Source organism: Vibrio sp. 2134-1, assembly GCF_033339495.1.
In genome coordinates this window covers 98,470-106,118 of sequence record NZ_JAWOUS010000020.1, presented here as the reverse complement: position 1 = coordinate 106,118, position 7,649 = coordinate 98,470, and the positions used below count along the sequence as shown (strand labels likewise).

Below are 7,649 nucleotides of genomic sequence, written 5' to 3'. Positions count from 1 at the left end.
GTATGGACTCCTTAGATTTAGGCTTTGACACCATAAATTCTAGCTCCCTCCAGAGGGAGGGAGTCCATACATCGCGAACCTAGGTGAGACTAGGAATCTACTTTCAGCAAACTTTGAAATAACAGAGAAAACAAAAAATCCACCTCAACCGAGGTGGATTTCAGTATTCAACTCAAAGCAAATTCAATTAAGACTTTGGCTCTGATTTCGCGTCAAACTTTTCAGACCAAGCCGCTAGAATCTCTGCACGCTTGCTACCCATTTGCGCGAAGTCCATCTTCGCCATGTTCTCTTGAACGTTCGGGAAGTTAGATACGGTCGCTTTCACGTCTTTATGTGCAACCACTGGATACATTTCTACGTAAAGCTCGTTTGCCGTTTTAGAGATTGACCAGTCGACAACACGTTTCGCTGCATCCGATTCTTTTACTAGACCAACGGCTTCTGATTCCCAGCCGATACCTTTTGGTGTGATAACCGCTAGTGGTGCACCTTGTGTTTTCAGCTTCGCGCCGCGGCTCGCCATCGAAATACCGATAGCCACTTCACCCATACCCGCTTGAACACATGGCTTAGAACCAGAGTGCGTGTAGTGTGCAATGTTCTTGTCTAAGTCACGCATGTAGTTCCATGCCTGATCTTCACCCATGTTTTGTAGCCAAGCAGAAACTTGCATATAGCCAGTGCCTGAAGACGCTGGGTTCGGCATTGCAATGTGACCTTTGTAAACCGGCTTCGTTAAGTCTTCCCAAGACGTTGGTTTAGGCAGGTTAAGTTGTTTCGCTACCGCTTCGTTGAAACAAACTGCGTTAAAGAACGCATCGTTACCAAACCAAGCTTGATTTGATTGAGGGTCGTTTAGGTTCGCATGCAGCTCTTCCAAACCTTTTGGTGTGTAAGGCTTAAGAAGACCTTCATCTTTAAGCAGTGCCATTGACGAGCCAGCCAGACCCCAAACCACTTCCGCTTGAGGGTTGTTCTTTTCTGCCAGCAATTTCGCCGTCATGATACCGGTTGAATCGCGAACCCACTTAATCTTGATATCTGGGTTATCTTTCTCAAACGCAGACTTGTATTTCGCAAGAATGTCAGTTTCGAAAGCGGTGTAAACCGTGACTTCCTGTGCTGCCATTGCATTCGTAGCTAGCAGAGAGACAAGTGCAGCCAGCGATCCTTTCATCAAACGGTTTTTCATCATTTTCTCCAGTTAATTTGGCTAAGTTTTAATTTGGTCTGTACCAGTTGACGATATACACCCTACTGAGCCTTTGTGACGAAATCATGACCATTAAATGGCAGTTTTACGAAAATTTGCGCTGAATAATTGTTCAATTGATCCGCCATTTTCTGGATATTAAAGTTTTATGAAATTGGATATTCGCCTATTTACTGCCCTTTTCTTCCTCGCTAGAGTGAGTTTGAAATTTGGTGTAGACCAATTAGACTATTCTGATGGAAATCGAGATGAAAAACGAATACCTACTACTGACTCCAGGTCCTCTATCTACTTCTGAAACAGTACGTGAAGCCATGCTAAAAGACTGGTGTACTTGGGATGATGAATACAACAAAGACATTGTAGAAGTGATCCGCACTAAGCTTGTAAAACTAGCGACGGAGCAAGACGGCTACACCAGCGTACTAATGCAAGGTAGCGGCACCGCATCAGTAGAAGCAACGATTGGCAGCGCCATTGGCAAAGATGGGAAGTTGTTGGTTGTCGACAACGGCGCTTACGGTGCGCGTATCGCTCAGATCGCTGATTACCTAAATATTCCATGCCATGTAGTTTCCCCAGGCGAAACATCACAGCCACACTTGAACGAGGTGGAAACTGCATTGGCATCGGATCCTGCTATCACACACGTGGCAATTGTTCATTGCGAGACAACCACTGGCATGCTGAACCCAATTGAGACATTTGCTTCTGCAGCAAAAGCACACGGTAAAGTGGTGATTCTCGATGCCATGTCGAGCTTTGGTGGCATTCCTATCGATATCGCTGAGCTAGGCATCGATTTTATGATCAGCTCTGCAAACAAATGTATTCAAGGCGTACCGGGTTTTGGCTTTGTGATTGCAAAACAAACAGAGCTCGAAAAGTGCCAAGGTCAGGCACGTTCTTTAAGCCTTGATCTTTACGACCAGTGGAAGTGCATGGAAGTGAACCACGGCAAATGGCGTTTTACGTCTCCAACGCACACGGTTCGCGCTTTCTATCAAGCATTGTTAGAGCTGGAACAAGAAGGCGGCATTGAGGCTCGTCATAACCGCTACCAAACTAACCAGAAAACACTGGTTGCAGGTATGCGTTCTTTGGGTTTCGAACCACTACTGAGTGATGACCTACACTCACCAATCATCACTTCTTTCTACTCTCCAACGCACAGTGATTACCAGTTCAAAGTGTTCTACACACGTTTGAAAGAGCAAGGTTTTGTGATTTATCCGGGTAAGGTATCGAACGCAGATTGCTTCCGTATCGGCAACATTGGCGAAGTTTACCCAGCAGATATCGAGCGCTTAATCGGTGCGATTGAAAAAGCAATGTACTGGCAAGTTGCGTAAAGCAGCCTTCTGATTGAGAGAGCGTTATGACTCAGAATATCAAACCGACCCATTTCCGCAGCGAAGGCGATGTCAACACAACACCAGCGCGCCAAGCTTGGAATGCATCGATGGATGACGAACGCACACAAACATTATTGAAGCGTGACTCGGAAGTCTTTCTTCATCAAGCCATGTCGACGCCTTGCTTAGATACCTTGGAAGCAGCAGAAGGCATCTACATCCAAGATGCCACCGGCAAAAAGTACATGGACTTCCATGGCAATAACGTCCACCAGTTGGGCTACGGTCACCCGCATGTGATGAAACGCGTGCAAGAGCAAATTGCCAAACTGCCGTTTTCACCACGTCGTTTTACCAACGAGACCGCGATTGAATGTGCCGAAAAGCTCACCCAAATCTGTGGCGGTGAATTGAACCGTGTGCTGTTTGCTCCGGGTGGCACATCTGCGGTTGGTATGGCTCTTAAATTAGCACGCCACATCACGGGCAACTACAAGGTGGTGTCTCTGTGGGATTCCTTCCACGGCGCATCATTGGATGCCATCTCAGTAGGTGGCGAAGCGTGTTTCCGACAAGGCATGGGGCCATTAATGGCAGGTGTTGAGCGCATTCCACCAGCCGTATCTTACCGTGGTGCTTTCCCAGTCGCGGACGGCAGCGACGTGCATTACGCCGACTACCTTGAATACGTGATTGAGAAAGAAGGTGGCGTGGGCGCGTTTATCGCAGAAGCGGTTCGTAATACCGACGTACAAGTGCCGAGTAAAGCCTATTGGAAACGCATCCGCGAAATCTGTGACAAACACAATGTCATGCTGATCATCGACGACATCCCTAACGGCATGGGTCGCAGCGGTGAATGGTTTACCTACCAAGCCTATGACATCGAGCCAGATATGCTCTGCATCGGTAAAGGTTTGGGCGGAGGGTTAGTGCCTATCGCTGCCATGGTAACCAAAGACAAATACAACACTGCTGAGCAAATCTCAATGGGTCATTACACTCATGAGAAAAGCCCTATCGGTTGTGCTGCAGCACTGGCAACTATGGAAGCCATTGAACAAGACTGCTTGCTAGATAAAGTCAAAGCCGACAGCCAGTTCATGCGTGAAAAGCTGCTAGAGATGAAAGCCAAATACCCAGTGATTGGTGATGTGCGTGGCATTGGCATGTTGTGGGGTATTGAGTTGGTCACTGACCACGAAAGCAAATCGCGCGCGTATGACGAAGCGGAAGCTGTGCTGTACCAATGCCTCAACAACGGAGTGAGTTTCAAGGTATCGCAAGGTAACGTGATTCAACTCAGCCCACCGCTGATCATCACTCGTGAACAACTAACAGAAGCGTTGGCGATCTTCGAAGAAGCCATCGCCAAAGTGTGTAAAGACTTTAACTACTTCTAACCTCAAAACCAATTTATTCAGAGCGCGGTTCCAATGTGTAGGCAGCGCTCTGGCAAGCAAGAAAAAGGATTGAACATGAGCAACTCACCAATTCAAGCAGTGATCTTTGACTGGGCTGGCACTATCGTCGATTTCGGCTCTTTTGCACCGACCAGTATCTTTGTGGAAGCGTTCAAACAAGGCTTTGATTTCGATATCGATCTTGAGGAAGCGCGCGAACCAATGGGGCTTGGTAAGTGGGATCACATCCAAGCAGTGGGTCGTATTCCTGCAGTTGATAAGCGCTGGAATGAGAAGTTTGGTCGCTCAATGACCAGTGAAGACATCGACGATATCTACGCAGCATTCATGCCTCTGCAAAAAGCAAAAGTGGCTGACCACGCAGACCCAATCCTTAATGCGATTGAAGTTGTGAATGGCCTGAAAGACAAAGGCATCAAGATCGGCTCTTGTTCTGGTTACCCTCGCGAAGTGATGGACGTATTGATTCCAGTGGCTGCGGATTACGGCTACAAACCGGATTACGTAGTAGCAACGGATGACCTGCCGCAAGGTGGTCGCCCAGCACCATTTATGGCACTGAAAAACGTGATTGAGCTGAATGTTACCGACGTTAATGCGTGTATCAAAGTGGATGACGCCGCACCGGGCATCGATGAAGGTCACAACGCAGGTATGTGGACCGTTGGTTTGCTGCTTTCTGGTAACGAAGCAGGTCTAACGTTTGAAGAATACCAAGCCGCGGACGAAGCAAAGCTTGATGCCGCTCGTGAAAAAGCGCGTGCAAAACTGCTCAAGAGCTCGCCGCATTACCTCATCGACACCATTGCTGACTTCCCAGAAGTGGTTGCAGATATCGAACGTCGCCTAGCAGCAGGTGAGCGTCCTTAGTCTTCATCTTCCACAAATAAATGAAACAAACGCCCCTCACGTGAGGGGCGTTTTTCTTTTTGGCACTATCTTAGAAAGTTTGGCTTATTGAAGCGTAGTTCCGTTAGATAGCAGCTTTCTTGTCGGCTCTTGCTCGGTGTATTCGACCGCATCGTGATCCGCGAGCTTATCGACTTCCGCCTGCTCACCCACCACAATCAACACGTGTTGTTTCACCAGAGCGTCGACCACTTCAATGTTGTGCTGACGAAGAAGCGCTCTCACTTCGCTCTCTTTTCCTTCATGATACTTAACAAAGTAACGCGCAGGTTGCTGCTCGGCTTGATCTTGGCGTTCATCCACGAGAGGAAATCCTTGATTGTTTGCCAAGCTGCTTGAGCTCAGTCCGATTGCCAATAGTGCGGTAGCGCCTACCACAGACAAAGAAAGTAAGGTCAACTTCTTCATAGTCACTCCTTATTGAAAGGTCAGAGTCCAACTGTTGATGGTGCCTGTGTCTCTTCTGGCACTGTCTACCGCTTTTAGTTCCCATGTACCTTGCGATTCAAAACCAGAAAAATCCGCTTGGAACGTGTTTTTTATATCGTTAGCGCTGCCGCCGGTATTATTGTGAAGTACAACTTCTCCACCAGTCGGTGACGTTAAAGTCACTCGTAGATCACCGATGTAAGTGTGGCTAATATCAACGTCAATACTTACTGTGCCTGAATCACCAGAGCGATCGACTTCTACTGCACTGATTGCGCCAGAAGATTTATTATCTGGAATCGCAACAGGGCTGGTATTTGAGAAGCTAGAGTCCGAAGAGCTACCACCATCAGGTCCATTACAGCCAGCGTCCAAGAACAGCTTCGCCGCTTCAGCATTAACTAGGCCGTGGCCAGTACGGTTGTCTCGACCAGCAACATCAATATCTGTTGCAGTTTTCACTAGGGCATTACGTACTTGCGCTGCTGTACAGGTTGGGTGGTAACTCCACACCAAGCCAGCTACGCCCGTTACGTGCGGTGTCGCCATTGATGTACCATTGTAGTACTCGTAATCTTCACCAGAGGTTGTTGCAACAGTAATTTCCTGACCAACATACCCCAACAGCTCTTGACCAAATGCACGATCAACCGTTACCGAAACCATACGATAAGCGTTGTTTGTGTCTACCAAGAAAGGGTTTTGTAAACCAGGTAGTTCAGAGTTGCTGTATACGATTGCAGCTCGCGCACCCGCATTGTAACAAGCCTGAACCGCATCTACTTCAGGGTAGTTTCCTGAAGACTGGTTGCCGATACGCTCAGTCAAACAAATTTTGCCCGACATATCACCACAGTTAAAGTTACCGCCAGAGACATCACAGCTATCTAGCGTTGCCGTTACTGAACCCGCGATTGGATCCGGAACATACGAAGAACCGTTATTGATCAAACGATTGTGAGGAACAATCCCACGATCAAACTGACTGACACCATTCAAGGTAATATCAGAAAGTTTACCTTCACCTACCGTAACCGTTGATAAGATCGCCACACCCGGGCCTGAGATCTCAACTTGATTAGTAGATTGTGAGAACGCTGCATGATCATTTTGATTATCAACAGCCGCAACAGACATCACTGAGTCATAAGAAGCTGGATAGCTGTGCGCTGTATTGCCATCATTACCCGCAGCGGCGATCAATAGAACGCCTTGATCGTAAATATTTTGCAGTGCATTTTGCTCAGTTCGGCTTGATTGACTACCACCAAGGCTCATGTTCACAACGTTAGCACCATTATCGGCACAGGTCTGGATTGCTTTAACAAGCCCAGATGAGTAACCCCAACCCGATTCGTTAAATACTTTCACGATGTGCAAATTCACATTCTGGTTTGGCATCACACCCTTTACACCTTCGGTGTTGGCAATCGCAGCAATCGTACCCGCGACGTGAGTACCGTGGGCATTGTTGTTACCCGGATCACTCCATGATCCCGTACCACTATCGTTAGTACCAGCAACGCGGTTACCGCTTAGGTCGTTGTGCGAAATGTCGTACCCTGAATCGATAATACATACAGTGCGATTACCCGCATTGAAGTCAGCTAGCAGTTGAGCATTAACCGCTTCATATCCCCATGGGGTCGTTTCGCTGAGCAAATAGCGAGGTGGATCGACTTCCACGTATTCCACATCACTACGATTGCGAAGCGGCTCTAAGTCATCGCCATCCAATTCAACGCTGTAAATGGCGCGATTGCCCAGTTTTTCCACCTTACGTGCCTTCACCTGTTCTAGAACAGACTCCTGCGCGATTCGTGGCCCCCAGAAAGAGTTACCACCCATTGAAGAACGGCTGACTGCATCTTCTTTGAATTTGACGATGTACTTCGTCGGTAACTTAGATTCATCAAATCCCATTGGTGGAGCCGCAAACGCTGACATCGAAGTGGTCAGTGCTATTGCTACGGCAGACAACGAAAATAAGCCTTGTTTTTTACTTGTTGTGTAGTGCATTTGCCCTATTCCTTATTTGAGCTAATTTTTATTCACTATATTCTCATGAAAAGTCATCATCATGATGTTTGCATGAGAGCTTCAGCTATAGTTTACAGAGCAAAAATGCCAAACAATTTGTTTCATGAATATACAAATTTGTACAAAAGATCATTCAATAAACACTTTAAGTTAACATTAAAAATCATCAACAAAACCTTATAAAGCAATTACTTAATTAACAAAAAGTGAATGTTAAATTAATGTTAGTGAGTAATTATTCTAAATATCACCCATTTAATCGATTGCTATGCTGAA

General features: G+C 46.8%; 6 protein-coding genes. 3 read left to right on the top strand and 3 right to left on the bottom strand.

The window, feature by feature from the left end; translation table 11 throughout:
- Positions 1-187: 187 nt before the first annotated feature.
- Positions 188-1,198: a putative 2-aminoethylphosphonate ABC transporter substrate-binding protein gene (locus R7R78_RS19670; RefSeq protein WP_115386467.1), complete on the bottom strand. Its 1,011-nt coding sequence runs from the start codon at positions 1,196-1,198 to the stop codon at positions 188-190.
- A 266-nt stretch (positions 1,199-1,464) separates the two neighbouring features.
- Between R7R78_RS19670 and phnW the strand changes: the two genes are divergently transcribed.
- From phnW to phnX, 3 genes are all read left to right on the top strand, one after another.
- Positions 1,465-2,568 carry a 2-aminoethylphosphonate--pyruvate transaminase gene (phnW, locus tag R7R78_RS19665; RefSeq protein WP_115386466.1) on the top strand — a complete coding sequence of 368 codons (1,104 nt, stop codon included), beginning with the start codon at positions 1,465-1,467 and terminating at the stop codon, positions 2,566-2,568.
- 26 nt (positions 2,569-2,594) lie between these two features.
- Positions 2,595-3,974 carry an aspartate aminotransferase family protein gene (locus R7R78_RS19660; RefSeq protein ID WP_225474154.1) on the top strand — a complete coding sequence of 460 codons (1,380 nt, stop codon included), beginning with the start codon at positions 2,595-2,597 and terminating at the stop codon, positions 3,972-3,974.
- 75 nt (positions 3,975-4,049) lie between these two features.
- Complete coding sequence (gene phnX, locus R7R78_RS19655; RefSeq protein ID WP_213963617.1) at positions 4,050-4,865, top strand: phosphonoacetaldehyde hydrolase; 816 nt, start codon at positions 4,050-4,052, stop codon at positions 4,863-4,865.
- A gap of 84 nt (positions 4,866-4,949) precedes the next feature.
- Here phnX and R7R78_RS19650 read toward each other — a convergent pair whose 3' ends face one another.
- Entirely contained in the window at positions 4,950-5,312 is a 363-nt protein-coding gene (locus tag R7R78_RS19650; RefSeq protein ID WP_149192185.1) for an ATPase, read from the bottom strand.
- 9 nt (positions 5,313-5,321) lie between these two features.
- On the bottom strand, positions 5,322-7,352 hold the full coding sequence (locus R7R78_RS19645; RefSeq protein WP_025768035.1) for a S8 family serine peptidase: 2,031 nt from the start codon (positions 7,350-7,352) through the stop codon (positions 5,322-5,324).
- Positions 7,353-7,649 lie beyond the last annotated feature (297 nt).

What these genes read in the sequence shown, in the direction of transcription:
- phnW (WP_115386466.1), top strand. Translation starts at nt 1,465, where the DNA reads ATGAAAAACGAATACCTACTACTGACTCCAGGTCCTCTATCTACTTCT.
- phnX (WP_213963617.1), top strand. Translation starts at nt 4,050, where the DNA reads ATGAGCAACTCACCAATTCAAGCAGTGATCTTTGACTGGGCTGGCACT.
- R7R78_RS19660 (WP_225474154.1), top strand. Translation starts at nt 2,595, where the DNA reads ATGACTCAGAATATCAAACCGACCCATTTCCGCAGCGAAGGCGATGTC.
- R7R78_RS19650 (WP_149192185.1), bottom strand. Translation starts at nt 5,312, where the DNA reads ATGAAGAAGTTGACCTTACTTTCTTTGTCTGTGGTAGGCGCTACCGCA.
- R7R78_RS19670 (WP_115386467.1), bottom strand. Translation starts at nt 1,198, where the DNA reads ATGATGAAAAACCGTTTGATGAAAGGATCGCTGGCTGCACTTGTCTCT.
- R7R78_RS19645 (WP_025768035.1), bottom strand. Translation starts at nt 7,352, where the DNA reads ATGCACTACACAACAAGTAAAAAACAAGGCTTATTTTCGTTGTCTGCC.